The sequence below is a fragment of the Murinocardiopsis flavida genome (assembly GCF_003014485.1).
Classification (GTDB): Bacteria; Actinomycetota; Actinomycetes; order Streptosporangiales; family Streptosporangiaceae; genus Murinocardiopsis; species Murinocardiopsis flavida.
In genome coordinates this window covers 147,820-172,321 of record NZ_PYGA01000013.1, presented here as the reverse complement: position 1 = coordinate 172,321, position 24,502 = coordinate 147,820, and the positions used below count along the sequence as shown (strand labels likewise).

The following is a 24,502-nucleotide window of genomic DNA, read 5'->3' as shown; positions in this document are numbered from 1 at the left end:
GACCGGGGTCACGACTTCGAAGTCCGGCGCGCTTGGTTCCGCTTGCGGCGGGTGGCGCGGCCGCCCTTGGTGATGATGCTGGTGGAATTGAAGTGCTTGCTGAGCCTGTAGGTCAGGATCGGGCTGGAGCTGACCAGCTCCTTGTACGTGAGGGCGCTCCAGCCGGTGAGGTACATCCGGCGGGGGCTGTCGTCGGCGTTGGTGAACTGGATGACGCCGTCGCGGCGGCCGAGGCTGACCGGCTGGTGGAAGTAGCCGAAGCGGAACGGCTTGGCGGCCTTGCCGCGCACGAGCCGGGCGATGGTGTCGGCGGTGTGCTGGGCCGTGGGCAGCCCGCTCTGGCAGGTGCCGTGGATCTGCCCCCAGGGCAGGCGGACGGCCGCTGCGTCGCCGACGGCGTGGACGTTCGGGTGGGACACCGACCGCAGCGTGTCGTCGACCAGGATGAGGCCGCGGTCGTCGGTGGCGATCTTGGAGTCGGCGGCGAGCGGCGGCACCTTGACGCCGGTGGTCCAGAGGCAGGCGTCGGCCCGGATGTGCCGGCCGTCGGCCAGTTCGACGGCGCCGGGCAGCACCTTGTTGATGCGGGCGCCGGTCTCCAGGGTGATTCTGAGGCGCTTCAGTGTGCGGTAGAGGTAGGCGCGGGCCCTGGGCCCCATCATCCCGCCGGGCTCGTTCATGGTGATCAGGGTGACGCGCAGGCCGGGGTGGCTCTCGGCGATCTCGGTGGCCGCCTCGATGCCGGTCAGGCCGCCGCCGCAGACGGCAACGGTCCCGCCGGACTCGGCGACCTCGGCGATCCGGGCGGCGAACCGGGCGGCCATCGCCCTGCTGTTGAGGGCGAAGGCGTGGGTGTCGGCGCCGGGGACCTTGCTCGTGTCGGTGGAACTGCCCAGCGCGTAGACGAGCGTGTCGTATTCGAGGATTTCGGCGCCGTCGACGGTGACCTGCCGGGCATCGGGGTCGATGGCGGTGACGGTGCCCTGGACGAATGTGACGCCGGTGCCCGCGAGGAGGTCGGGGATCCGGTGGTCGGCCAGCTGCTGCCCGGTGGCGATCTGGTGCATCCGGAGCCGCTCGACAAACCCGCTCGACGGGTTGACCAGGGTGATCCGCACCCCGGTCCGGCGTGTTCGGTGTGCTAGGCGGATGGCGCTCAACATGCCCGTGTAGCCGGCGCCGAGGACGACGATGCGGTGGTGGCCGTTGCTCATCTCAGTCTCCCAAGGTCAGGCACCGGCGTTGGTGTCGGTGACGCCCGTAGGACAAGCAGCCCGCTCCGCACGTTACAGCCCGGGAATGTGAAGCGCATCACAGTTTGGGTGCATTTGTTCCAGGCGCACGACCTGCGCCGCACCTGGCACCGAAAAAGCGTCCAAAGCCCTTTCCCGCGATCGCGAGGCCGGGCGGACGATCCCCCAGGGGCGGCGCGAGGCCGGGGACGCCGGGCACGCCGGGCACGCCGGGGACGCCGGGGACACCGGGGACGGGTGCGGATGCTAACTTCCCTTCCGTGACGGAGCACCAGGACGAGACCAGGGCGGCCTACGACGGGGTCGTTGATCTGTACGCGTCGATGTTCGCCGATCGGCTGGAGACGCATCCTTTCTCGCGGAACATGATCGGCACCTTCGCCGAGCTGGTGCGCGGGACGGGGAACCCGCGGGCCGCCGACGTCGGGTGCGGGCCCGGGCATCTGACGGCCATGCTGCACGACCTGGGGCTCGACGCCTTCGGGCTCGACCTCTCCCCGGCGATGGTCGGCCACGCCCAGCGGGCCCATCCGGCGCTGCGGTTCGACGCGGCGCGGATGGAGTCCCTGCCGGTCGAGGACGACGCGCTCGGCGGCGTGCTCGCCCACTACTCGATGATCCATACCCCGCCCGATGAACTGCCCGCACTGCTCGCCGAGCAGGCGCGCGTCCTGGCGCCAGCGGGCCTGCTCCTGGTCTCGTTCTTCGCGACCGACGGGCCTGAGCCGGTCCGCTTCGACCACAAGGTGGCGCCCGCCTACAGCTGGCCGGTGGGCCGGTTCGCCGAGTCGCTGACCGGGGCCGGGCTCACCGAGTTCGCCCGGCTGATCCACGACCCGGCCTCCGAGCGGGGCTTCCTCGACGCCCACCTGCTCGCCCGCCTCCCGTAAAGGCTGTTGGGGTTCCGGTCCTGATTCGGCCGTGAGGACGTGTTTCGGCGGTCGCTGCTGCGCAGCAGCGACCGCCGAAGCACATCCTGATCGGGACAGACCAGAACGGCACCCCATCAGCCTCTTGGCCCGCCGACTGTGGTGTCGATCTGACCACCGGCCTCCCGAGCATCCACCGCCCCGCCCGACCAGCGGTACCCCTACCTGCCACCGGCTTCCCGACCACCGGACTCAGGCCCTGCTGCGTCCCGCACTGCGGCAGGGCCGCCCCGGGGACGCGGCGACGTGCCACTGCGCGCACTGGACGGACGTCGGGGGTCGGGTCGGTCGGTCGGCCGAGGCGGCGCGCCGACCACCGCATTAGCCTTGGCGCGTGTCCGCCTCGACAGGTCTCCCCGCCCGCCTGCGCTCGGCCGTGCCGTCCGTTGCGGGGTCCGTGACGGGCTCCGCGGCGATGTTCACGACGGCGGCCGTGGTCCTCGCCGGGACCTTCGCGCTGGACCTCCGGGGCGCCTTGATGGCGCCCGGCATCCCCGCGGAACTGTGGCAGGCCCCGCCCTTCTCCACCGCCACTTTCGTCCCCGCCGCCTCCGGCGGCATCACCGCCCTGTTCGCGCTGGCCGCGCTGGCCCTGCGACGGCGGCCCGCCTTTGCCGCCACGGCTGCGGCGCTGGCTCCGCTGGTCCCTTTCGCCGCCTCCACCGTCCTCTGGACCCGGCCGCAGGGGCCCTACGGCTACTGGTTCGGTACCACCGAGACATTGGCGGTGCTCCTCGCCGTCACCGTGGTCATAGTGCGCCATCGCCCTGCCGTTGCGGCGCCGGCCGTGCTGGCGGCCGTTCTCACCATCGTCTCCGGGGCCTGGCGCGACGTGCCCACGCTGGAGCAGCTGGGTCTCCTCGGCTTTCTCGGGCGGAGCATCCAGCCGTGCGTGATGCTGCTCGTCCCCGGCTGCGTCCTGCGGTGGCGCCGGTTCCGGCAGCGGCAGCGCATCGAGGAGGTGCGCCGCGAGGAGCGGCTGGCGATCTCACGAGAACTCCACGACGTCGTCGCACACCAGGTCACCGGGATCGTGGTGCAGGTCCAGGCGCTGCGCCACGCGGAGGCGCGCGACGACGCGGAGCTGGTCCGCGAGGCGCTACCGGAGATCGAGGCGGCGGGGGCACGTGCGCTCGCCGCCATGCGCGCGATGGTCGCCGCGCTGCGCGACCCCGGTGAGACGGCGTCGGCACCCCGCGACACCGCCGCCGCGCTGGCGGACCTGGAGCGCCCGGCCCACGATGGACGGCCCGGCGTCGTGGTGGAAACGGCGGGTCCGCTGGCGGACCTGCCGCCCGCAACCGGGTCGGCGGTGGCGCGCATCGCGCAGGAAGGCGTCACCAACGCACTGCGCCATGCCCGCGATGCGACGCGGATCCTGGTGCGGGCGAGGGCCGACGCTTCCGAGGTGCGGGTGGACGTGGCCGACGACGGGCGCACCGCCGCCGTGCGCGGCGGCGGCCACGGGTACGGCCTGGTGGGGATGGGCGAACGTGCCCGGCTCCTCGGCGGGTCGTGTACCGCGGGCCCGGCGTCCGACGGCCCGGGCTGGCTGCTGCGGGCCCGGCTGCCGCTGCCCGCGGCGGCCGAACCCGGCGGCGCACCGGAACCGGCTGCCGCCGCACGGGGAGAGGAGCGGGCCCAATGACCATCCGCGTCCTCCTCGCCGACGACCAGCACCTCGTCCGGACCGGGTTCCGGTTCATGCTGAACGCCGAACCCGACATCGAGGTGGTGGCGGAGGCGGGCGACGGGGCGACGGCGCTGTCGCTCGCCCGCTCACTGCGGCCCGACGTCTGCCTGCTCGACATCCGCATGCCCGGTCTGGACGGCCTGGAGGTGACCCGGCGGATCGCCGGGCGCGGCATCGCCGACCCGCTGCGGGTCGTCGTCGCGACGACCTTCGACCTCGACGAGTACGTCTATGCGGCGTTGGAGGGCGGCGCAACGGGCTTCCTCCTCAAGGACGCCGGGCCGGCGCTGCTGATCGAGGCGGTTCGCGCGGCGGCACGCGGCGACGCGCTGGTGTCCCCGAGCGTCACGGTCCGGCTGCTGAAGCACTTCACGGCCCCCGGCGACCGCGCATCCGCCGACGCGGGCCGCACCGCTGCCGGTGCCGCCGCCGGTGCCGGGCTCACCGAGCGGGAGACCGACGTGGTCCGGGCAGTGGCGGCGGGGCTCACCAACAGCGAGGTCGCGGCGCGCCTGTTCATCTCCCTGAGCACGGTGAAGACCCACCTCACGAGCGTCCACACGAAGCTCGCGGCGCGCAACCGGGTCGAGGTGGCACGGTGGGCGCACCTGAACGGCCTCCTCGACGAGGAGTGAACGGGCCCGGCCGAAACACCCGCGCGCGGAACCCATGCGGCCGACACGCCCAGTAGCACGCGCCAACCGCAGCCCGCCCGTGTGCAGTGCGCGGTTCTTTACCAGAGAGAGATTTACCTCCGCCTTTTCCGGGGTGATACATGACATCCGAATTAAGCGGTGGGGTAGGTAAGCGGTACCGCAGGACACATCTACGGTATTGACCGGCGCGTAGGGCGCGTTCCTTGGCTGCTTCCGGCGCCCGGAATCGGCCAAGAAACCCGGCCCGCGCGGCCGACCACAAATAACGCGGCGAGCCGGACCGCTCGCCGGATGATGGAAGGGCACCATCCCGACATGACCGAGATGACGAACGGACAACAGGTGTCCTTGCGCTTCGGTTCGCAGACCCGATCCTTCGACACCCTGACCGGGACCGAGGGCGAATCCTCGATCGACATCAAACCGCTGCTGTCCGAGACCGGGCTGACGACGTTCGACCCCGGGTTCGGCAACACCGCGAGCTGCCGGTCCGATATCACCTACATCGACGGCGACGCCGGGATCCTGCGCTACCGCGGCTACCCGATCGAGCAGCTCGCCACGCAGAGTTCGTTCGTCGAGGTCTGCTACCTGCTGATCCACGGCGAGCTGCCGACGTCCGACCAGCTCGCCGCCTTCAACGACGAACTGCGGCGCCACTCCGCGGTGCCCTCCGGGCTGCGCCTGCTCGTGGACACCTGCCCCGGTTCCGGCCACCCCATGGCGTCGCTGTCCATCGCCGCCAGCGGGCTCGCCGCGTTCCACACCGACAACGCCGACCCCGAGGACCCCGACCAGGTCGAGACCGCGACGGCGCAGCTCATCGCGCAGCTTCCCAAGGTCGCCGCGCGGCTGTACCGCAACTCCACCGGCAAGGAGTCCATCTCCTCCGACCTGTCGCTGGGCTACGTCGAGAACTTCCTGCACATGCTCTTCGGCGACGAGGACTTCGACCAGGAGACCAAGGAGCTCTACGCGCGGGCGATGAACCTGCTGCTCATCCTGCACGCCGACCATGAGCTGAACTGCTCGACGGCGACCGTGCGGGTCGTGGGCTCCTCCGGCGCCAACCTGTTCGCGAGCGTCTCCGCCGGGATCAACGCCCTGTCGGGCCCGCTGCACGGCGGCGCCAACCAGGCCGTCCTGGAGATGCTCACCGAGATCGAGCGCGACGGCGGCGACGTCGACCGGTTCATCGCCAAGGTCAAGGACAAGAGCAGCGAGACCCGGCTCATGGGGTTCGGGCACCGCGTCTACAAGAACTTCGACCCGCGCAGCAAGGAGATCAAGAAGCTCGCGACGCAGATCCTGGAGCGCCACGGCCGCGACGACAAGCTGTTCGAGCTGGCCCTGAAGCTTGAGGAGATCGCCCTCAACGACCCCTATTTCGTCGACCGCAAGCTGTACCCCAACGTCGACTTCTACACCGGTCTGATCTACCGGGCGCTCGGCTTCCCGTCGAACATGTTCACCGTGCTGTTCGCGATCGGGCGGCTGCCGGGCTGGATCGCGCACTGGCGCGAGCAGCACGCCGAGTCCAACCCGCGTATCGCCAGGCCGCGCCAGCTCTACACCGGCCCGGCGAAGCGGGACTACCCCGGGCACGGCTGAGCCACCGGACGGCCGGGCCACCGGACGGCGGGACCCGGGGCGCGCGGCGGGCGCGTCCGTACGGCCCCGCCGCGCCCGCGGCGCCGACCTTGTGGCGCCGCGGGCGCGGGCTCGGCCGGCGGCCCGGACGTCGTCCGGCAGGCCATCTGGCCGTCCGGTCATCCGCCCGTCCCGCGGTTCAGCCGAACGCGCCGCGCAGCGCCACCAGGTCGGCGGCGGTGGACTCCACGCCGCCGCCCTCGTGCCCGTTGTAGGGCCACACCGCCATCTCCTTGGGACCGGCGTAGGCGTTGTACGCGCCGAACACCGTGGACGGCGGGGTGACCGGGTCCATCAGGGCGGCGGAGAACCGGGCCGGCGCGCTCGCCCTCCGGGCGAAGTTGACCCCGTCGAAGTAGCTCAGCGTGTCGTGGACCTGCGCCACCTTGTGCCGGTGGACGGCCAAGTAGCTGCCGATCTCCTTGTAGGGCAGGTCGTCGGTGATGACGGTGGCGCGCGGGAAGTCGCACAGGAACGGCACGCGCGCGCTGACCAGCCGCAGGCCGCCGACCAGCCCCGCCACGGACAGCGCCAGCGCGCCGCCCTGGCTGCCACCGACGACGGCGACGCGGTCGGGGTCGACCGACTCCATGCCGCGGACCGCCTCGACCGCGCGGACCGCGTCGGTGATCAGCCGCCGGTAGTAGTACGTCTCGCGGCTCTCGATGCCCCGCGTCATGACGCCCGGCGACTGCGGGCCGCCGCCGTCCGGGTCGGGTGTCACGCCGCCGCCCCAGGCCGACGCCTGCCCGCGGGTGTCCATGACGAGGTGCGCGTACCCGGCCGACGCCCACACCAGGTGGTCCAGCGGGTGCGCCCGGCCGCCGCCGTAGCCCTGGTACTGCACCACCGCCGGGAGCGGGCCGGTGCGCGCGGCGGGCAGCACCAGCCACGCGCTGATGCGCTGGCCGTTGTAGCCGGAGAACACGGTGTCGTACACATCGACGGTCGAGAGCCCGGTGTCGACCTGTTCGGCGGTGACCGCGATGTCGTGCTCGCGGGCCTGGGCGAGGGTCGACGCCCAGAACGAGTCGAAGTCGTCGGGGTCGTGCTGCGCGCTGCGGTAGCTCCGCAGCTCCGGCTCTGCGAGGTCGACGTACACGGGGGGTACCTCCTGGATCGGCTGCCTGCCTGCTCCGGCAGTCGGCAGGGTACTGGGCCGCAGGGAGGCGGGCCCTACGCAGTCTCCGCCGCCTACGCCGCCTCCGCCACCAGGGAGCGCACGGCGCGCTCGGCGTCGGGGCGGCCGAGGGCCGCGGCGAAGCCGAGGAGAGCGGTGCCCGTCCCGGTGTCGATCGCGCGGCGCACCGCCGAGCGTCCCACCCAGTCCCGCACCCGGTGCAGCAGGGCGACGATCAGCACCAGCCAGGTCAGGCTGAGCGCGGCGTGGGAGTACGCCAGCAGCAGCACGGCGCCCAGGGTCACCTCGCCGCCGCCGAGGAACTGCGGGAGCACCGACAGGTAGAACGCCAGCACCTTGGGGTTGGTGAGGTTGGACAGGAACCCCTGCGACCAGCCGCGCAGCACACCGCCGGGGACGTGGCCCGCGTGGGACGGGGACGCGTAGCCGCCGCGCCACGCCGCCCGCAGCGCCTGCACACCCAGGTAGCACAGGTAGGCGATGCCGATCCAGCGCACCGTGGTGAACAGGGTCTGCGACGCGGTCAGCAGCGCGCTGACCCCCAACGCCGCCGCAGTGCCGTGGACGACGTTGCTGCTGGCGACCCCGGCCGCGGCCGCGAACCCGGAGCGCCGCCCCGCCGCGATGGAGTTCTTCAGCACCACGGCGAAGTCGGGCCCGGGCGCGACCACCACGAGCACGGCGAAAGCAAGGAAACTCAGATACAGCATCGAGGACACCCATCCATGGTAGTTCCTGCCCTTTTGACGGGCGGGCCCGCGCCGGGCTCGCGGGTTTGGGCGGGGCCGTGAGCGGGGTCGGCTTGGGCGGCAGGTGGACCCGGCCGGTGGGCGGGCGGGGGCGGCCGGGTGGGGTCGGCCGGGTGGGCGGATCCGCGGCGTACGAGCGGGTCCGACCGGGCGGGCACCATGGCCCAAAATTCCTTGCCATTGGGGCAATCCGCCGCAAAGCTGGGCGCACTGGACACAGCGGCAAGGGGAATCCCATGCACTACCGCGGTGATGCGGCGCGCACCGGAGTGTTCGAGCCGTCCGACCCGCTGCCCGGATTCCAGCCGTGGAGCGTGCGGACCGGCGGACCGATCGACTGGAGCCCGGTGGTCGCCGACGGCACCGTGTACGCGGGGAGCTGCGACCACAAGGTCTACGCCCTCGATGCCCGCACCGGGCAGCGGCGCTGGAGGTTCACCGTCCACAACGGCCCGACGACCATGGCCGGCGCACCCGCCGTCGCCGTGCACGACGGCACGGTCTATGCGGCGTCGACCTCGGATCCCGTCCGGACCGGCGTGGTGTTCGCCCTCGACGCCGCGACGGGGCGGGTGGTGTGGCGGCGCGACCTTCCTGCGGGAGTCCGCTCCTCCCCCGCCGTTGTCGACGGCGCCCTCTACGTCGGCTGCGACGACGAGTCCCTGTACCGCATCGACGCCGCCACGGGCGACACCCAATGGCGGGCGGCGATGCCAGGGCCGTGCGGTACCGCGTCGCCCGCTGTCGCCGACGGCCGGGTCTTCATGAAGGTCCGCGCGGCCTCCTACCAGCTGGGATTGGCCGACGCCCTCCATGCCGACGGCGACCCCGCGCAGGTCATGGCGTTGGACGCCGCGACCGGGGACCTGTTGTGGTCGCACGCGCTGCGGGAGCGCAACGCGGGGCCGGACACCGGCGCGGTCCGCGACGGCGTGCTCTACATCGGCAGCAGCAGCGGTGAGTTGTCCGCACTCTCCGCCGAGACCGGCACACCCTTGTGGACGCTGCTGACCCAGAAGCGCACGATCGCCACCGGCCAGCACATCTCGGGCTTCACCGAACCCGCGGTCACCGCCGACCGGGTCTACACGGGAGGCCAGAACGGGATGCTGTCCGCGTTCGACCGGAAGACGGCGCTGCGCAGGTGGTACCAGGAGCACACCTGGCCCTATGGGGCGGCCGCGGTCGCCGGGTCCACCGTCTACACGGCGCGCAGGGACGGGCTGCTGTCCGCCTCCTCCGCCAAGACCGGCGATCCGGTGTGGGCCGCGGTGCTGCTCGGCGGGCGGGACTGCACGGCCCCGACCGTCGCCCATGGCGCGGTCTATGTCGGCAGCGGCTCCTGGATCGCCGCCTACGACGCGGAGACCGGCGCGACGCCGCGCCGCTCCCGCTGGTGGCACCGCCGATAGCCGTATCCGGGGCCCGGCCCACTGTTCCGCTGTCCCGCCACCGGGCGGGGCGGGGCCGGCTGGTCGGGGCGCGTCGCGTCGCGTCGCGTCGCGATGGACGGTAGCCCGCAGCCGCCTCGGGCGGGGCCGGGCGCCGGGTTCAGTCCTCCAGGTGGACGAGCCGGTCGAGGACGGTCTCGGTGCTGGGGTGCGCGATGTCGTCCACGAGGCGCCCGTCGCGCAGGAACACCGCGCGGTCGGCGTAGGAGGCGGCGACCGGGTCATGGGTCACCATGACGACGGTCTGGCCCAGTTCGCGCACTGAATCGCGGAGGAAGGACAGCACCTCCGCGCCGGAGCGGGAGTCGAGGTTGCCGGTGGGCTCGTCGGCGTAGACCACTTCGGGGGCGCCGAGCAGGGCGCGGGCGACGGCGACCCGCTGCTGCTGGCCGCCCGACAGCTTCGCGGGCAGGTGTCCGAGCCGGTCGCGCAGCCCCACGGCGTCCACGACGTGGTCGAACCGCGCCGTGTCCACCCTGCGGCCGGCGATCTGCGCGGGCAGCAGGATGTTCTGCTCGGCGGTGAGCATCGGCAGCAGGTTGAACGCCTGGAAGACGAACCCGACCCGTTCCCTGCGCAGGGCGGTGAGCTGCCGGTCCTTGAGTCCCGTGATGTCGGTACCGCCGAGGCGCACCGAACCCGACGTCGCGGTGTCGAGCCCGGCCATGCAGTGCATGAGGGTGGACTTGCCGGAGCCCGACGGCCCCATGATCGCGGTGAACGCGCCCCGGTCGAAGTCGACGTCCAGGCCGTCCAGCGCGCGGACGGGGGTCGCGCCGGTGCCGTAGACCTTGGTGAGCCCGCGCGCCGACACCGCGGGCGCGGACGCGCGGTCCGGAACGGTGGACGGCTCGGGGGAAGTGGACGACTCCGGAGCGGGAGGCGGCTCAGGGGCGGGAGACGGTCCGGGGGCGGCGGTGCGGCTCATGGGATGCGGCTCCTTGTCGGTGCTGCCGTCGGGCTGCCGTCGGGACGGCTGTCGCGAGTGCGCGGTGTCCATCCTGGTGAGCGGCTGGTGCGCGGCGCATCCGCCGTCCGGACGGTCCACGGGCGGCACCTCGTCCGATCGGCCGACCCCCGATGTCCGCGCCGACCGCGTCGTCCGCGCCGACCACCCATGGGCCCGCGCGCCCGTTATGCCCTACCCCGAGACCATTCCTTATGCCCTACCCCGGCACCGTTCCTTCGCGGCACACGCCGATAGAGTCTCCCTCTGGCCTGCCCGCTACTACCGTCTGTTCAGGAGTCACTGTTGCGTTGGGTGTGGCGGGCCGAATCGGGCGCAGGAAAGATCGAGTACGCCGCCCTTGTGGTCCTCGCGGCGGCGATCGTGTCGGCACTGCTGTACGCGGGCCTCCCGACGGACGTGCGCCCGGCGGTGTCGAGCGCCGCATGCGAGCTGTTCGGCGGCGACGACTGCGAGCCCGGCGAGGGCGGCGGACCCGGCGCCGACCCGGCGGCGTCCGGCGATCCGGCCGGCTCCGGCGATCCAGGCGCCTCCGGCGAACCGAGTGCAGCGCCCTCCCCAGGGTCCTCGGGTGCCCCCGACGGGCAGGGCGGGCCCGACGTCGAACCCGCCGACTCGATCGACCAGGAGGTCGAGGACGCCGAGCAGGAGTACGCGGACGCCCTCGCCGACCAAGAGGACGCCGACTCCGAGTACGGCAACCTCGATGAGGAACTGCTGGCGCTACTCGAAGACCTGATCGGGCTCACCGACGCAAAGAAGTGCTTCCTCGAAGGCGACATCCAGGCGTGTCTGTGGACGGCGCTGAACGCCATCCCCTGGAGCAAGGCCCTCAAGGTCGCCAGCAAGATCCCCAAGGCGTACAAGCTCTTCGAGAAGTGGCGCAAGGGCTCCAAGGCCGCGGACAAGGCCAAGGAGCGGGTCCGCGAGCAGAAGCGGAAGCTCGACGAACTGAAGCGCAAGCAGGAGGAGCGGCTTCAGGAGCGGCGCAGGCGCGCCGGGTGCAAGAGCAGCTTCCTTCCCGGCACCCCGGTACTCATGGCCGACGGCACCGAGCGCGCCATCGAGGACGTCGCGGCCGGCGACACGGTCCTCGCCTTCGACCCGCGGACCGGGGAGGAGGGGCCCCGGCCGGTCACTCGCACGTTCGGCCGCGCGGGCGCACAGACCCTGGTCGAAATCGCGGTGGTGCGAGCCGACGGCACCCGCGACACGGTGACCGCGACCGGCAGCCACCCGTTCTGGGACCCGGCCGCCGCAGCGTGGGTCGACGCCGCCGACCTCGCCGCGGGCGACACCCTGCGGACGAGCTCCGGAGCGTGGGCAGAGGTCGCCTCGGTCCGCACCAGGAGCGCAGCCGACCAGCAGGTCCACAACTTCACGGTCGACGGGCTGAACACCTACTACATCGGGGCCGCCGACGAAGCGGTCCTCGTGCAGAACTGCGACGAGTGGACCGGTCAGGGCAACCTCGACGATCACTACTCGAAGCACGGCGAGAAGATGCGCTACGAGAGCCAGATCGAGTACAAGGAGGCCGCGAAGGACCTCATGTGCGACTGCGACGGCGGGCGCCCCGGCGTCATCGCCAAGGTCGACCGCGCAGGCGGAGCCGTCCGCTACTTCGACCCCGAGACCGGCGAGTACGGCATGAAGAGCAGCAAGGGGATCATCACGTTCTACAAACTCGACGGCGGGCAGAGTACGTTCGACGCCATGCCCGGAGGGCCCTGGAAGGAAGGCGACCCGCTGCCGTGACCCGTCCCGAACCGCCGCCCGCTGAGGTGCCCGGCCCGCCCTACCCGTGCTCCTGCTGCGGGCACCGGGTCTTCGCGGACCCGCCCGGGTCGTCCTACATCTGCCCGGTGTGCTCCTGGGAGGACGACCTGCTCCAGGTGCGCTGGCCGCTGTTCGACGGCGGCGCCAACAAGCTCACGCTGGTCCAAGCACAGGAGAACTACGCCGCGTTCGGCGCATCCCAAGACCGCAGGCGCGAACGCGTGCGGCCGCCGGAGCCCGGACGGGAACCGCCCGAGGCGTGGCGGCCGATCGACCTAGCGGTCGACGACTTCGAGGAGACCCTTGAAGCCGAACGCCCGTGGCCGACCGACCGGACCGTCCTGTACTGGTGGTCCGACCGGTTCTGGCGCCGCTGACCGCCTCGGGTCGGGAGCGGCTGGACAGGCGGCTGGGCGGCCGCGCCGAGGGCCCGGGGTCCGGGGGTCCAGGGGCCGGGAGCCCGGGGGCCCGCCCGGGACCGGTCACCCCTCAGGGCTCGATTCGGCGTCCGTCGCGACCCATGTCCCGTTCTCGTATTTGTCGAGGCGCCCGCACATGCCCCACGCCCCGGCGGATTCGCCGCGGTACACACCGGCGGAGGACAGGTACGACGGGTCGCCCGAGGCGAGGGCTTCGAGCCTGCGGGCCGTCGCCCTGACGTCGTCCACCGGTCCGTGCTCGAAACGCTCGCGCCAATCCGCCAACCTGGGCGCGACCAGCGCCAGCGCCGCCTGGTGGAAGTCGGGCAGCGCCTCGGTCTCGCCCTTCGCCCACCGCTCGCGCAGCGCGGTGAACCCGCTGACGGCGAGGTCCCGGCGGCGGCGCGCCGACGCCTCGGGCGCATCGGGGGCGATCGCCGCCGCCCGCGCATAGTCCTCCGGGTCGGCGAGCACCTCGGCGGGGAACGTGAACACGGCGTCGCCCGCCTCGGGCAGGCCCGCGTTCTGCATCAGCACCATGATCCGCAGGTCGCCGTCGTTGACGAGCCGGTGGATGGTGCCGGGTGTGAACCACACCAGGTCGCCCTCGCGCAGCGGCGTCGTCGCGGAGCCGCTGGCGGTCAGGGTCTGCACGGATCCCCGTCCGCCGATCACAGCGTAGGCTTCAGTGCAGGTCAGGTGCATGTGCGGGGAGCCGCCGCAGAACCCGTCGGAGTCGTCGGCGCCGGGCCAGTCGTAGACGCGCAGACGTGAGACGCCGATCGCGCCCGGCAGCGGTGGGGCCCCTTCCGTTCCGGGACTCATACCCGTTCAGCCTCCTCCGGCCGTGGGAACTCCGTGCGGCGGTCATCCATGCGGCGGTAGTCCGTCCCCCCACGATCCCAGGCCCCGCCCCGGACCACCACCCACCGCGACCGGCGCGACCCCCGTCCCCAAGTGCCCGCCCGGCAACGGGGGACGTCGCGGCCGATGCTGCGGGGAGCGGGGGACGCCGCAGCCGATGCTGCGGAGAGCGGAAGGACGTCCCGCCCGGTGCTGCGCGGAACGGGCCGGACACGACACGCATCGCCGTGCGCGTGTGCAGCGGGCGGCCGTAGGGCAGCCTGGGACCGTACCGCCGAGGCATATGGGACAGGGACAGGGACAGGGCCACATAGGACTCCGCCACGCTGCTCGGCCACGCCTGCCTCCCAGTGCGCTTCGGCGCGGGGCGTGCCCCGCACGTCAAGGAGCAGGTCAAGGAGATGGACATGCGTGCTCTGACGGTGGCACCGCTCGAAACGGACTCGGTGCGCGTGAGCGAGGTCGAGGCGCCCGCTGCCGGCGAGGGCGAACTGCTCGTCGACGGCATCGCGCTCGGCATCTGCGGCACGGACCGGGAGATCGCCCGAGGCGACTACGGCTGGGCTCCGCCGGGACAGGACCGGCTGATCCTGGGGCACGAATCGCTCGGCCGAGTGCGCGAGGCGCCCGGCGGGAGCGGCTTCGCACCGGGTGACCTGGTGGTCGGCGTCGTCCGGCGGCCCGACCCCGAGCCGTGCGGGGCGTGCGCGCACGGCGAGTTCGACATGTGTCGCAACGGCCGCTACACCGAACGAGGCATCAAGGATCGGCACGGGTTCGGCGCGCAGCAGTGGACCGTGGAGGCCGACTACGCCGTCAAGCTCGACCCGGCGCTGGAGCGCGTCGGGGTCCTGCTCGAACCCACCACGGTCGTCACCAAGGCGTGGGAGCACATTGAGCGGATCGGCGCCCGCGCCTGGTTCGCGCCGCGCCGGGTGCTGGTCACCGGGGCGGGGCCCATCGGCCTGCTCGCCGCCCTGCTCGGCGTCCAGCGCGGGTTGGAGGTGCACGTCCTCGACAGGGCCGCGTCAGGGGTGAAACCGGAACTGGTCGCGGCGTTGGGCGCGAGCTACCACACGGGGACGATCCCGGAGGTCGCCGCCGAAGCCGAACCGGACGTCGTCATCGAGGCGACCGGGGCGACCGCCGTCGTCCTCGACGCGGTGACCCACACAGCGAGCGCGGGGATCGTCTGCCTCACCGGCATCCCCGCCGCCGGTCCCAAGGTCGGTGTCGACACGGGCGCCCTCAACCGCGAGATGGTGCTGGAGAACGACGTGGTCTTCGGGTCCGTCAACGCCAACCTCCGCCACTTCCGCTTGGCCGCCGAGGCGCTCGCCCGTGCCGACCTCGCGTGGCTGGAGCGGCTGATCACCCGCCGCCTCCCGCTGTCCCGCGCACACGAGGCGTTCACCCCGCAAGAGGACGACGTCAAGGTCGTCATCGACCTGTGAAGCCTTTGCCCGCCGCACGGACCGACCCGGCCCGGGGCCTGGGCATCGCTGTCGCCTGAGTGGGGGCGAGAGTGTCCACACAGCCCCGCTGACCTCGGGACAAGGGGGCGGGCAGCACGGCCCCGCTCACCTTGGGACGAGGGGGTGGGTTGCCGTCGCGGATGCTCCGCAATCGCGGCGACAGCCTTCGACGTCGCGGGGGGGTGGCGGGCGGTCCTGGGAAGGACCGAACCCCTCAGGTTCGGGTGTCCGGGTCCGGTAACTCCGGCGTTCGGGTAGTGCTTTTGTGCAAGCGCGGGCCCGCAGCACTGCCGGCGAGCACTGCGGTCTGCGAGCGCTTCGGCTGCCGGCGAGCGCTGTGGCCTGTGGACGTTGCGGCTACCGGCGGGTGTTGAGGCGGGCGGCTTGGCGGGTCAGGTGGTCGCGTTCGGCGAGGTTGGGTGCCTTTCGGGCCGCCTCGGCGTACAGCCGCGCCGCCGTCGCCAGGTCACCATCGCGCTCGTGGAGGTACGCGGCCACAGCGGCGCGGCGGGGCAGTGCGTCGTCCAGTGCCACGAGCGCGGCCAGGCCCGCGCGCGGTCCGTCGGCCTCGCCGACGGCCACCGCGCGGTTGAGCCGGACGACCGGGCTGTCGGTCAGGCGCGCGAGTTCGTCGTACCACTCCACGATCTGCACCCAGTCGGTCTCCTCTGCGGTGGGCGCGTCGGCGTGGAGGGCCGCGATGGCGGCCTGGGCCTGGAACTCGCCCAGCCGGTCGCGGGCGAGCGCCGCCTGGAGTATCTCCACGCCCTCGGCGATCGACACCGTGTCCCACCGGCCGCGGTCCTGCTCGGCGAGCGGCACCAGGCTGCCATCGGCCGCTGTCCGGGCGGCGCGCCGGGCGTGGTGGAGCAGCATGAGGGCGAGCAGCCCCGCCACCTCGGGGTGGTCGACAGCGGATCTGAGCTGCCGGGTGAGCCGGATCGCCTCGGCGGCGAGGTCGACGTCGCCGGAGTAACCCTCGTTGAAGACCAGGTAGAGGACGCGCAGCACGGTGGCGACGTCGCCGGGCTGGTCGAACCGCACGCCGGAGACGGTGCGCTTGGCCCGGCTGATGCGCTGCGCCATGGTCGCCTCGGGCACCAGGTAGGCGTGGGCGATCTGGCGGGTGGTCAGCCCGCCGACGGCGCGCAGCGTGAGCGCGACAGCGGACGACGGCGTCAGCGACGGGTGGGCGCACAGGAAGTACAGCTGGAGCGTGTCGTCCACCGCCGGTGCGGGGCCGGGTGTCGGCTCCTCGTCGGCGTGGTCTTCACGCCTGCGGCGGGCGGTGTCCGCCCGGGTCGCGTCGAGGAACCGGCGCCATGCCACGGTGACCAGCCAGCCCTTGGGGTCCCGCGGCTGGTCGGCCGGCCAGGCGCGGACCGCCTCGACCAGCGCGTCCTGCACGGCGTCCTCGGCCGCCGCGAAGTCGGCTCCGCGGCGGACGAGGATTCCGAGCACGCTCGGGGTGAGGCTGCGGAGCAGTACCTCGTCCACGTGGGATGTCACTCCGAGATGGTGGGCGGCGCGGCCAGGAACGGGCGCACCTCCAACCACTCGTGGATCGGCTTCCCGCCCGCCCCTGGGGCGGCCGACAGTTCCCCCGCCAGTTCGATGGCGCGCTCGTAGCTGTCGACGTCGAGGACCATCCAGCCGGCGATGAGGTCCTTGGTCTCGGCGAACGGACCGTCGGTGACCGGCGGGCGGCCTTCGCCGTCGTAGCGGACGAACGTCCCCTCGGGGGCGAGCGCCTGGCCGTCGACGAACTCGCCGGTCCCTTCGAGCCGGGTCGCGAAGTCCCTCATGTACTGCATGTGGGCCGAGATCTCGTCCGGAGTCCACTGGTCCATGGGCACGTCGTTCACCGGGGCAGGGGCGCCGCGGTAGTGCTTGAGAAGCAGGTACTTGGCCATCGTGGTTCTCCTCGGTGCTGGTGCGACCATTGTGGTCGCGTTCACAGCGGAGACGAAGCCGGGCACGGGTTCTCGACATCACCGCCCGAACTTTTTCGAACTTCGTCATCGATCCTGGCGGCGCCCCGCGTTGGCCGAGTCCAAACTGAGCCCACGAGGGCACACGATGATCCCCCTGTGTCGCGTCGACCGCAACCAAGAAGGAGATCACCGATGCTTGAGCGGGTCAGCGAGCTTCCGGCCACGCTTCTTGAGCGAGACGCCTACCTTGCTGACTACTGGCGCGAGTACGGGCAGGTCAATGGCGTGTTCTGGAAACTGGAGCGAGGGCAGACCTTTCGAGAGCCGGGCGATGCGAGTTGGGAGGCGTTCGCGGCAGGTGATTGGGGCCGGGCCCTGGAACTGAACGCAGCCGACCGGGTCGAGGCCGAAGCCATGGCGGCGAAAGACCGCGAAACCGGAGTCGAGACCCGGCGCATCCGGGTCGTCGAGAAACCCGTCAGCCCCTACCTCCAGTGGGAGATGCAGTTCTTGCGCCTCCTCGCAGAAGCCGGGCAGACCCTTCGCGTGCTTCGGGTACCTGACGTCGTGCATCTGGAGCGGCACCGACCGTTGCCGGAGATCGTCATCCTCGGCGACCGAGTGCTCTACATGGTCCGCTATGACACCACTGGGACCGCGTGCGGCGCGTGGCGGATCGACGCCCCCGATGTGATCACCGAATGCATCGCTGAACTCGCCGACCTGTTCGCAACAGGCGAGCCGCTCCTCGACTTCTTCCACCGCGAGATCGCACCTCTGCCCCCTCCTCCAGCTTCTGTATGAATGGAGGACGGCGGCCCTGTGCCCAGGGCTTGGCCAGGTCAGCTGCGGCCAAGGACGATCTCGGCCTCCGCCCCCGCAATGAAGCCGAGTCCACACCCCGAGTCGGCGATCCGCGCATAGCCACGACCCCGCCCAGGACCGCGGTGGGAAAGGCCGCGCGGAGCGGCGGTCTGGGCTTGTCGCGGGCCGTTGAGGGTGAGCGGGGCGCACCGCGTCATGGACTCGGCGCCATGCGCCTTCGGATCGGGCGTGGGTACCATTCGGGCTTTGGGCCACCGGGGGTCGGGGGCCGAGGGTCGATGTGGGAGTAGTCATGACCGAGTCGCCGACGAACACGCCCGCCTCCGCCGCGCCCGTTGTGCGGGTGCGCGGGGTCGCCCGGATGGAGGTGGAGCCGGAGATCGCGCGGTTCCACGTCACCGTGAACTCCGTCGGCAAGGACCGCCGCCGCACGCTGGAGCGCCTCACTGAGCACACGGCGAAAATCCGCGAGCGCATCCTCGGTATGGGCGACGCAATCGAGGAGCTGACCACGGGCACCTTCGCTGTCTACCCGCGGCGCGACCGGCGCAAGGTGGAGCGCGAGCGCGCGTTCGACGGCTCCACCCGGCTGCACGGGACCGCCCGCGACTTCACCGCCCTCGGGGAACTGCTGCCGTGGCTTGCAGAGCAGGACATGGTGCTCGTTTCCGGGCCCTGGCGGGCGCTGCGCAACGGATCGCCCGTCCACCGGCAGGTACGGCAGCAGGCGGTGGGCGCCGCGCTGGAGCGGGCCCGCGACTACGCCCAGGCGCTGGGCGCCGACATCAGCGGGCTGGTCGAGTTGGCCGACACCGGGATGAGTTCCGCCGAATCCCGGCCTCGGCAGCAGGCCCTGTCCTACGGGGCCGCGCCGGCTGCGCCCAGCGGGGCGAGGTCCGCGCCGGAGGAACTCTCCATCGACCTCGACCCGGGCACCATCGAGATCTCCGCCCAGTTGGAGGCCACGTTCGAGATCACCGCCCCGACCGGCCTGCACGGATAGCGTGCGGTGGCCGGTGCGGGAACCGCACCGGCCGCTGCACGGTTCAGACGGGGCTGGTCTGCTCGCGGGACTTCTCGCTGGACCAAGGGGGCGCGGGTGCACCGGTCCTGCCCGCGTAGTGCGGTGCAAGGGGGTCGGGGCCCGAGCCGGTGGTGATCGCGCGCCGCTTCGGCGTGCCGATGGCATCGTCCAGCAGCGCGAGCGAGTCATCGACGGGCAGGGCCGCGCCCTGCAACGCGGCCAGCAGGTCGCAATAGTCCTGGACCCGGCCCGGTTCGGTGATCAGCGCGCCGGGGCCCGTGGCGTGGTCGGCGTAGGCGATGGTGCGCCGCCGTCCGAAGGTCAAGGTGCGGGCCGGGGCGCGCAGGCCCGGATGACGCCGGGTGGTGCGGGCGATGATGTGCAGGCTCACGTGCGGTCGCTGCGCAGCACTGTGCAGACGTTTGAGTTGTTCGTGCGTGATGTCGTGAGTGCCCACCGTCCGCCGGATCGCGGTCTCGTCCACGATCAGGCACAGGGACGGCGGCCCGTGGTCGGCGTAGTGCAGGCTGCGCAGGCTCGCGTTGGACTCCGAGTCGGAACCGACCTCGGCTTCGGCCACCGCGCGGGCGTAAGCGGAGGTGTGCAGGAACTCGGGGATCATGAGCGGCTGGTAGTCGCGGATGTGCCGGGCCTCGGACTGGAACCGGTCGACGGCCGTCCTGGCGGCGGCGTGAACGGCGATGTAGGTGCGGGCCCACAGGTCCAGTAGGGCTCCTCTCTGGTTCAGGTCGCGGTCCGCGCATTCGACAAGGAACCGGCCGGGGTCCTCCTCTCCCTCCTCGGCCTGGGTGAAGAACGTCGCGGAGGTCTTCGCCAGATCGGCGAGGTCTTCGGGGCAGAGCTGCGCTTTCTCCCGCGCTTGACGCAACGCACGCGCGAACTCGGACCAGGGTGCAGGCTGTGCAGACGGTGGAACCCTGCGGTCCTGGACGGGTGGACGCCGGTTCGGGGGGCTCTCGTGCATGACAGGACCTCTCGTGCCAATAAGTCGGTTCAGAATGGCGCGCACAGGCCCGTTGTGGCGTTCCCTCTTCAGATTGGGACATTGACTTCTGTGCGCTGCCGTCTGACTTGGCTACCAACTCTGACTGCACACATTAGTGAATTCCATAGATTCGACCCTAAGGTTCATGGGAAGGTTAAGGGCGGGGGTGATGGTGTTTGAGGAGTACAGAGGAGTGCGGTTACGGTGCAAGAAGCCAAGCTGCGGTGGGTGAATCTCGGTGTCAAGATTCGCGCATCGCGGGAAAGGGCTGGGCTGTCGCTCGAAGAATTGGCGAAACGCATCTCGCTTTCGCCCACGATGCTCAGTGCAATGGAGCGCGGCATCCGAGGTATCAAACGGGACCATATGGAGCGAATCGACCGGACGCTCGGCACCGGTGGCGCTCTGGCGAGCGCGTGGGACACCTCGTCCGACTCGGGCCTGCCGCTCTGGTACCGCGAGGGTGCCAAGCGGGAGAAGGCCGCGACGGAGATCCGGAATTATCATCCCCTGGTGATCCCCGGCATGCTCCAAGCCGAGGACTACATGCGCGCGCTGCTCATCGCGGGCCTGCCCAACGAATCGCATTCCCGAATCGAGGAGCTAGTCCGCGGTCGACTCGACCGCCAGGTCATCCTGGAGGGTGAACGGGCTCCGCGCTTGCTTGCAGTCCTCGATGGGGGCTCTCTGCGGCGGCCGATCGGTGGTCGTGAGACGATGCGCAAGCAGTTGGTGAAGCTGCTGGAATCCTGCGACAAGCCGAACGTCACGGTTCAGGTAATCCCATACGAGACCGAGTACCACCCCGGAATGTCCAACGCCTTCACGCTCTATGCGATACCGAACAGCGGTTGGCTGCTGTACACGGAAACGCGCCGCGTGGGATACCCGACCATGGATCAGGACGCGGTCGATGACTATCAGAGGGCGTTCTCAGATCTGATGGCCTTCGGCCTCCCCCCAGCAGCATCCCGGCGACTGATCGCGGATATCGAAGGAGAGTTCTCATGAACGCCCACGCCCACACGTGGCGCAAGTCCAGCTACAGCAACAACACCGGTGGCGAGTGTGTCGAGGTCGCGGACCTGACCGAACACGTCCTGGTCCGCGACACGCAGAACCGCAGCGCCGGACACCTGGCATTCGACGCGGCCGAGTTCCGCGCCTTCATCGACGCCGCGGCAACCGGCGAGCTGTAGTACAGCGTCGGGCGGGCCCTCCCATCCCTTGCACCAGGCGGAGGGCCTACTCGTGTAAATGGGTGGACGGTGGATGGTTCGCTGTCGCATGGTCTGCGGATGACGGCTTTCATCTCGCACACCTCCTTCGACTCCCACGACGCCTACGCGCAGTCGGTGTTCTGGGGCCACGTACTCGGCTTCGCCGAGGACCCGGACGACCCCAACTTGCCCGGTCACGAGGAGTGCATGATCTTCGCTCCTGACGGCGGCCAGCGGCTGCTGTTCATCGAGGTCCCCGATTCCAAGCAGGTGAAGAACCGCATTCACCTCGACCTCATGCCGGTCGAGGGCCGCCGCGACGCGGAACTCGCGCGGCTGCTGGCGCTGGGCGCGACCGAGGTCGATGACCGGCGCCATGCCGACGGAACCGGGTGGGTGATTCTCGCCGACCCCGAGGGCAATGAGTTCTGCATCCTGCGCAACGACGCCGAACGCGCCGCGACCTGACCCGCAGCCGAATGCGCCGCCCGGTGCCGCGACCTGACCGGATCCGGGCTCACGCCGCCCGATGACCCGGCGCGAGGAGCGGCGGGCCGGTGTCATCGGTCGGGCCGTCGGCGAGCACGCACTCCACCAGTGCGTCGCAGTCGGGCCGGGCGCACTCGCAGTCGAAGACCGCGACCGCGTCGGCAGGATCGCCGGTGAACCATGGGCGGGTGAAGGCCCCCTTGATTTGGGCGACGACGGCGCGGTTGGCGTAGCGCAGGAGCCGGCGGCGCTCCTCGGCGGTCGCCGCCCGCGGGCCCTCCGCGAGGCGCCGAGCGAAAGCGCCCTCGACCGCCGCGATCGCCTCCTCGACACCAAGCCCGTCCACGTCGACCGTGCGGGCGCCCGCCTCCCGCACCTCCGCTGCGATCGTCCGCCCCAGCAGGCGGTAGAGCGCAGGCGCCTTGCTCGGGCCGTGCCGCCCGTCGAGCCGGACGCGCTGGACCTCGTCGGACGGCATCAGCCACACCGCGCTGCTCCCCGGCGGGAGCATGCCGGGCACCACCTGCGTCCCCTCGGCGATGGTCAGCGGCGACGGCGGGAGCGCGCGCAGGTCCTCGACCGTCATCGGGCCCCGCTCGGCGTGCAGGGACATCGCCAACTGGGCTTCGGGCGGCTCCGCGGCGCGCGCGTCCGGCATCAGCGACTCGAACCGGCGGGCGGCGGGGTTCCCGGCCCGCACAGCCCGATCGCGGTGCTCCCAGGTGTGGGCGTCGGAGTTGTACCAGCGCACGCCGTACCGCCGCGCGATCCGCCGGGCAACCGTCGTCTTCCCGGCCCCGGGCGGCCCGCCGATCCACAGCACCTGCGGCAAGGACTCCACTCGGCCTCCTGCGACTCACCATGACTCACCATTGGGCACCGGTGCACCAGGCGAAGGCTGCTGGCGGGGGCACGGCAGCAGCCCCCGCGCCCGCACGGCGCCGCGTCCGATCTCGGACCATAACCCGGCCGCTGACGTGGGCGCAGCGGAAAGGTCAGCGGGGTGGGTGCGGCCGCTCGTCCGTTGGCGGGCCGATGGGGGTTTCCGGGTGGTCGAGCCAGGTGTACTGGCCGTCCCGGGTGACGGTGAGCCCGAACCGGTCGACGCCGGGGCGCCCGGCCCCCTCCCACCAGCGCCATGCGGCGGCGAGTTCGGCGAAGAGCCGGCGGCGGCCGTGCTGGCGCACCTGGTAGGAGCCGTGGGTCTCCGGGGTGACACGCCACGACGCCCAGGATCCGGTGGCGGGATCCATCAGGTAGACGGTGAACCGGTTGTCGGCGGCGGGTCCGTCGTGCACCACGGTCGACAGCATCGCGGGGACGCGCAGGCCGATGGCGAAGCTCGCGTCGAAGTCGCCGACGGGCTCGTAGGGGTGGAGTTCGGTCGTTGACGCGTCGGAGTCGTGCTCGGGGAGGACCCGCTCCTCGACCGAGCCGTGCGGGGTGCGCTCCGACCGGGTCCACATGAACCCGACGTCGGCCCCGAACCGTCCGCTGCCGGTGCCGTCGCCGTGCACGCGGAGGCGCAGGAGCGTTCCGTTGTGGAACGCGGTGCCCCACGGTGTGAGGACCAGCCCGCCCGGCCGGGTCTGCGCCACCCAGGCGTACGGCACACGCTGCACGGCAGCGGTGGCGATGACCCGGTCGTAAGGGGCGTTCTCGGGCCACCCGGCCATCCCGTCGGCCGTCGCCACGGTGGGTCGGAAGCCCGCATCGGCCAACGACCGGCGGGCGGCCGCGGCCAGGGCGGGGTCGATCTCCACCGAGGTGACGTTCTCGCTGCCGAGGCGGGCGGCGAGCAGCGCCGTGTTCCACCCGGTGCCCGTGCCGATCTCCAGCACGCGCATGCCGTCGGCGACGTCGAGTTCGGCCAGCATCATCGCGACGACGGTGGGCATGGACGCGGACGAGGAGACGTACCCGCGGCCGGAGGCGTCGCCGTCGTCGAGCTGGGTGATGACCGGGGCGTCGCGGCGGACGAGTGCGGCCCACCGGTCGGGTTCCCGGTCGCGGCGGACGACGCGGCGGTCGTCGTCCCAGATCACCGCGGGGATGAAGGACGCGCGCGGTACCCGAGCGAAGACCGGCCGCCATTCCGGCGGCGCGGCGCCGGGGACATTGGCGGAGTCGGAGGCGCCGAGGACGCCGGGGACGCCGGGCCTCGAACCTGCCACTACGCGCCCTTCTTCGGCTCCGGTGGGGGCGGCGGCGGGATGGGCTTCTCAGGCTTGTGGCCGTCCTGGTTGCTCGAATCCTCGTGCTTGCCCACCGGCGGCCTCCAGCGTGGGTAGAGGGTCTTCGTGGAAAGGGCCTTCGTGGATAAGGGGTCTTCCACAGTCGAAGCTAACCGGCCGAATGCGTCGTGTCCGGGAAATCGGGCGGTCCTGGCCGGGGATGACTACGCGGGATTCTTGTTCCTATTCCGATGCGGGCCCGTCGCCGTCCGGCACCGCCGTGGGCGCGGCGGTGCCGCCGCTGGTCGGCACCCGCTGTTCGGGGCCGACCCCGCCGGACGGGTCAGCGCCCGGCGCCCTGCGCGCGCCGGAGCCCGAAGTACTCGAACCCCGCGAACACCGCGACCACCAGCGCCCCGACCACCATGAACGCGATCCCCAGGCCGGTGAGCGGCACGATCCCCGTGAACGTGATGACGAGCAGCGCCGCGCCGGACAGCGCGTTCCCCGCGACGACGGTCGCGGCGAGGCGCACCGGGATCCGCGGGTAGCCCGCGATGAGGGCGAGCGCGGCGGCCCCGCCCAGCATGGCGACCCCGAAGGGGATCGACCAGGACGTCGGCAGGCCGAGCGGTCCGCTCAGCGACACGGCGCCGGCGAGCATGACGGCGCCGAACACGCCGGTGCTCCAGCCGTCGACCCGCAGGATGGTGCGCAGCAGCTCCGATCCGGTGCCGCCGACCGCAGGGCGCCGGATGGTCGTGGTCGTCATGTGGGCCTCCTCGCTCCGTAGGGGATCCGGGC

The 24,502-nt window shown here is 71.8% G+C and carries 24 protein-coding genes; 13 read left to right on the top strand and 11 right to left on the bottom strand.

The window, feature by feature from the left end; all coding sequences use genetic code 11:
* Positions 1–8: 8 nt before the first annotated feature.
* Positions 9–1,214, bottom strand: a complete 1,206-nt coding sequence (locus tag CLV63_RS18740; protein ID WP_106584433.1) for an NAD(P)/FAD-dependent oxidoreductase — start codon at positions 1,212–1,214, stop codon at positions 9–11.
* Positions 1,215–1,513: 299 nt separating this feature from the next.
* On the opposite strand from CLV63_RS18740, the gene CLV63_RS18735 reads away from it, so the two are divergent.
* The 4 genes from CLV63_RS18735 to CLV63_RS18720 all read left to right on the top strand — a co-directional run bounded on the left by CLV63_RS18735 (position 1,514) and on the right by CLV63_RS18720 (position 6,142).
* On the top strand, positions 1,514–2,143 hold the full coding sequence (locus CLV63_RS18735) for a class I SAM-dependent methyltransferase (RefSeq protein ID WP_106584432.1): 630 nt from the start codon (positions 1,514–1,516) through the stop codon (positions 2,141–2,143).
* Positions 2,144–2,516: 373 nt separating this feature from the next.
* Positions 2,517–3,830, top strand: a complete 1,314-nt coding sequence (locus tag CLV63_RS34095; RefSeq protein WP_245928899.1) for a sensor histidine kinase — start codon at positions 2,517–2,519, stop codon at positions 3,828–3,830.
* Entirely contained in the window at positions 3,827–4,510 is a 684-nt protein-coding gene (locus CLV63_RS18725; protein ID WP_106584431.1) for a response regulator, read from the top strand. The genes CLV63_RS34095 and CLV63_RS18725 overlap by 4 nt, the downstream gene beginning before the upstream one ends.
* 336 nt (positions 4,511–4,846) lie before the next feature.
* Positions 4,847–6,142 (top strand): citrate synthase, encoded by a 1,296-nt coding sequence (locus CLV63_RS18720; protein ID WP_106584430.1) that lies wholly within the window; start codon positions 4,847–4,849, stop codon positions 6,140–6,142.
* A gap of 178 nt (positions 6,143–6,320) precedes the next feature.
* Here the strand turns inward: CLV63_RS18720 and CLV63_RS18715 are convergent, their stop codons facing one another.
* Together CLV63_RS18715 and CLV63_RS18710 are read right to left on the bottom strand one after the other, a co-directional pair.
* Positions 6,321–7,283 carry an acetylxylan esterase gene (locus CLV63_RS18715; protein WP_106584429.1) on the bottom strand — a complete coding sequence of 321 codons (963 nt, stop codon included), beginning with the start codon at positions 7,281–7,283 and terminating at the stop codon, positions 6,321–6,323.
* Between the two features lie 92 nt (positions 7,284–7,375).
* Positions 7,376–8,032 (bottom strand): LysE family translocator, encoded by a 657-nt coding sequence (locus CLV63_RS18710; protein ID WP_245928906.1) that lies wholly within the window; start codon positions 8,030–8,032, stop codon positions 7,376–7,378.
* Between the two features lie 275 nt (positions 8,033–8,307).
* On the opposite strand from CLV63_RS18710, the gene CLV63_RS18705 reads away from it, so the two are divergent.
* Positions 8,308–9,483 carry an outer membrane protein assembly factor BamB family protein gene (locus tag CLV63_RS18705; RefSeq protein WP_106584427.1) on the top strand — a complete coding sequence of 392 codons (1,176 nt, stop codon included), beginning with the start codon at positions 8,308–8,310 and terminating at the stop codon, positions 9,481–9,483.
* A 139-nt stretch (positions 9,484–9,622) separates the two neighbouring features.
* On the opposite strand, the gene CLV63_RS18700 is transcribed toward CLV63_RS18705, so the two are convergent.
* On the bottom strand, positions 9,623–10,450 hold the full coding sequence (locus tag CLV63_RS18700) for an ABC transporter ATP-binding protein (RefSeq protein ID WP_106584426.1): 828 nt from the start codon (positions 10,448–10,450) through the stop codon (positions 9,623–9,625).
* 333 nt (positions 10,451–10,783) lie between these two features.
* Between CLV63_RS18700 and CLV63_RS18695 the strand changes: the two genes are divergently transcribed.
* On the top strand, positions 10,784–12,247 hold the full coding sequence (locus CLV63_RS18695) for a polymorphic toxin-type HINT domain-containing protein (RefSeq protein ID WP_106584425.1): 1,464 nt from the start codon (positions 10,784–10,786) through the stop codon (positions 12,245–12,247).
* A complete protein-coding gene (locus CLV63_RS18690; protein WP_211301369.1) occupies positions 12,244–12,645 on the top strand; it encodes a CPCC family cysteine-rich protein in 402 nt (133 codons plus the stop codon). The genes CLV63_RS18695 and CLV63_RS18690 overlap by 4 nt, the downstream gene beginning before the upstream one ends.
* A gap of 105 nt (positions 12,646–12,750) precedes the next feature.
* On the opposite strand, the gene CLV63_RS18685 is transcribed toward CLV63_RS18690, so the two are convergent.
* A complete protein-coding gene (locus tag CLV63_RS18685; RefSeq protein ID WP_106584424.1) occupies positions 12,751–13,512 on the bottom strand; it encodes a cupin domain-containing protein in 762 nt (253 codons plus the stop codon).
* A 446-nt stretch (positions 13,513–13,958) separates the two neighbouring features.
* Between CLV63_RS18685 and CLV63_RS18680 the strand changes: the two genes are divergently transcribed.
* Complete coding sequence (locus CLV63_RS18680) at positions 13,959–15,005, top strand: glucose 1-dehydrogenase (RefSeq protein ID WP_106584515.1); 1,047 nt, start codon at positions 13,959–13,961, stop codon at positions 15,003–15,005.
* Positions 15,006–15,383: 378 nt separating this feature from the next.
* Here CLV63_RS18680 and CLV63_RS18675 read toward each other — a convergent pair whose 3' ends face one another.
* Positions 15,384–16,523, bottom strand: coding sequence for an RNA polymerase sigma factor (locus CLV63_RS18675; RefSeq protein WP_106584423.1), 1,140 nt, complete (start codon positions 16,521–16,523; stop codon positions 15,384–15,386).
* A gap of 8 nt (positions 16,524–16,531) precedes the next feature.
* Positions 16,532–16,939, bottom strand: coding sequence for a YciI family protein (locus CLV63_RS18670; RefSeq protein WP_106584422.1), 408 nt, complete (start codon positions 16,937–16,939; stop codon positions 16,532–16,534).
* Positions 16,940–17,152: 213 nt separating this feature from the next.
* On the opposite strand from CLV63_RS18670, the gene CLV63_RS18665 reads away from it, so the two are divergent.
* Positions 17,153–17,764, top strand: coding sequence for a DUF6879 family protein (locus tag CLV63_RS18665; protein ID WP_106584421.1), 612 nt, complete (start codon positions 17,153–17,155; stop codon positions 17,762–17,764).
* A gap of 313 nt (positions 17,765–18,077) precedes the next feature.
* Positions 18,078–18,788, top strand: coding sequence for an SIMPL domain-containing protein (locus tag CLV63_RS18660; RefSeq protein ID WP_106584420.1), 711 nt, complete (start codon positions 18,078–18,080; stop codon positions 18,786–18,788).
* A 43-nt stretch (positions 18,789–18,831) separates the two neighbouring features.
* Here CLV63_RS18660 and CLV63_RS18655 read toward each other — a convergent pair whose 3' ends face one another.
* Complete coding sequence (locus CLV63_RS18655) at positions 18,832–19,698, bottom strand: DUF5753 domain-containing protein (protein ID WP_106584419.1); 867 nt, start codon at positions 19,696–19,698, stop codon at positions 18,832–18,834.
* A 321-nt stretch (positions 19,699–20,019) separates the two neighbouring features.
* Between CLV63_RS18655 and CLV63_RS18650 the strand changes: the two genes are divergently transcribed.
* The 3 genes from CLV63_RS18650 (at position 20,020) to CLV63_RS18640 (ending at position 21,503) form a co-directional block, all read left to right on the top strand.
* Entirely contained in the window at positions 20,020–20,826 is an 807-nt protein-coding gene (locus CLV63_RS18650) for a helix-turn-helix domain-containing protein (RefSeq protein WP_245928898.1), read from the top strand.
* The gene (locus CLV63_RS18645) at positions 20,823–21,014 is read left to right on the top strand and encodes a DUF397 domain-containing protein (RefSeq protein ID WP_106584418.1); all 192 of its coding nucleotides are present in this window, start codon (positions 20,823–20,825) and stop codon (positions 21,012–21,014) included. The genes CLV63_RS18650 and CLV63_RS18645 overlap by 4 nt, the downstream gene beginning before the upstream one ends.
* A 99-nt stretch (positions 21,015–21,113) precedes the next feature.
* Positions 21,114–21,503, top strand: coding sequence for a VOC family protein (locus tag CLV63_RS18640; protein ID WP_106584417.1), 390 nt, complete (start codon positions 21,114–21,116; stop codon positions 21,501–21,503).
* Positions 21,504–21,552: 49 nt separating this feature from the next.
* Here the strand turns inward: CLV63_RS18640 and CLV63_RS18635 are convergent, their stop codons facing one another.
* The 3 genes from CLV63_RS18635 to CLV63_RS18625 form a co-directional block, all read right to left on the bottom strand.
* The gene (locus CLV63_RS18635; protein ID WP_106584416.1) at positions 21,553–22,365 is read right to left on the bottom strand and encodes a hypothetical protein; all 813 of its coding nucleotides are present in this window, start codon (positions 22,363–22,365) and stop codon (positions 21,553–21,555) included.
* A 154-nt stretch (positions 22,366–22,519) separates the two neighbouring features.
* Positions 22,520–23,698, bottom strand: coding sequence for a methyltransferase domain-containing protein (locus CLV63_RS18630; RefSeq protein WP_106584415.1), 1,179 nt, complete (start codon positions 23,696–23,698; stop codon positions 22,520–22,522).
* A 343-nt stretch (positions 23,699–24,041) separates the two neighbouring features.
* Complete coding sequence (locus tag CLV63_RS18625) at positions 24,042–24,470, bottom strand: hypothetical protein (protein WP_106584414.1); 429 nt, start codon at positions 24,468–24,470, stop codon at positions 24,042–24,044.
* Positions 24,471–24,502 lie beyond the last annotated feature (32 nt).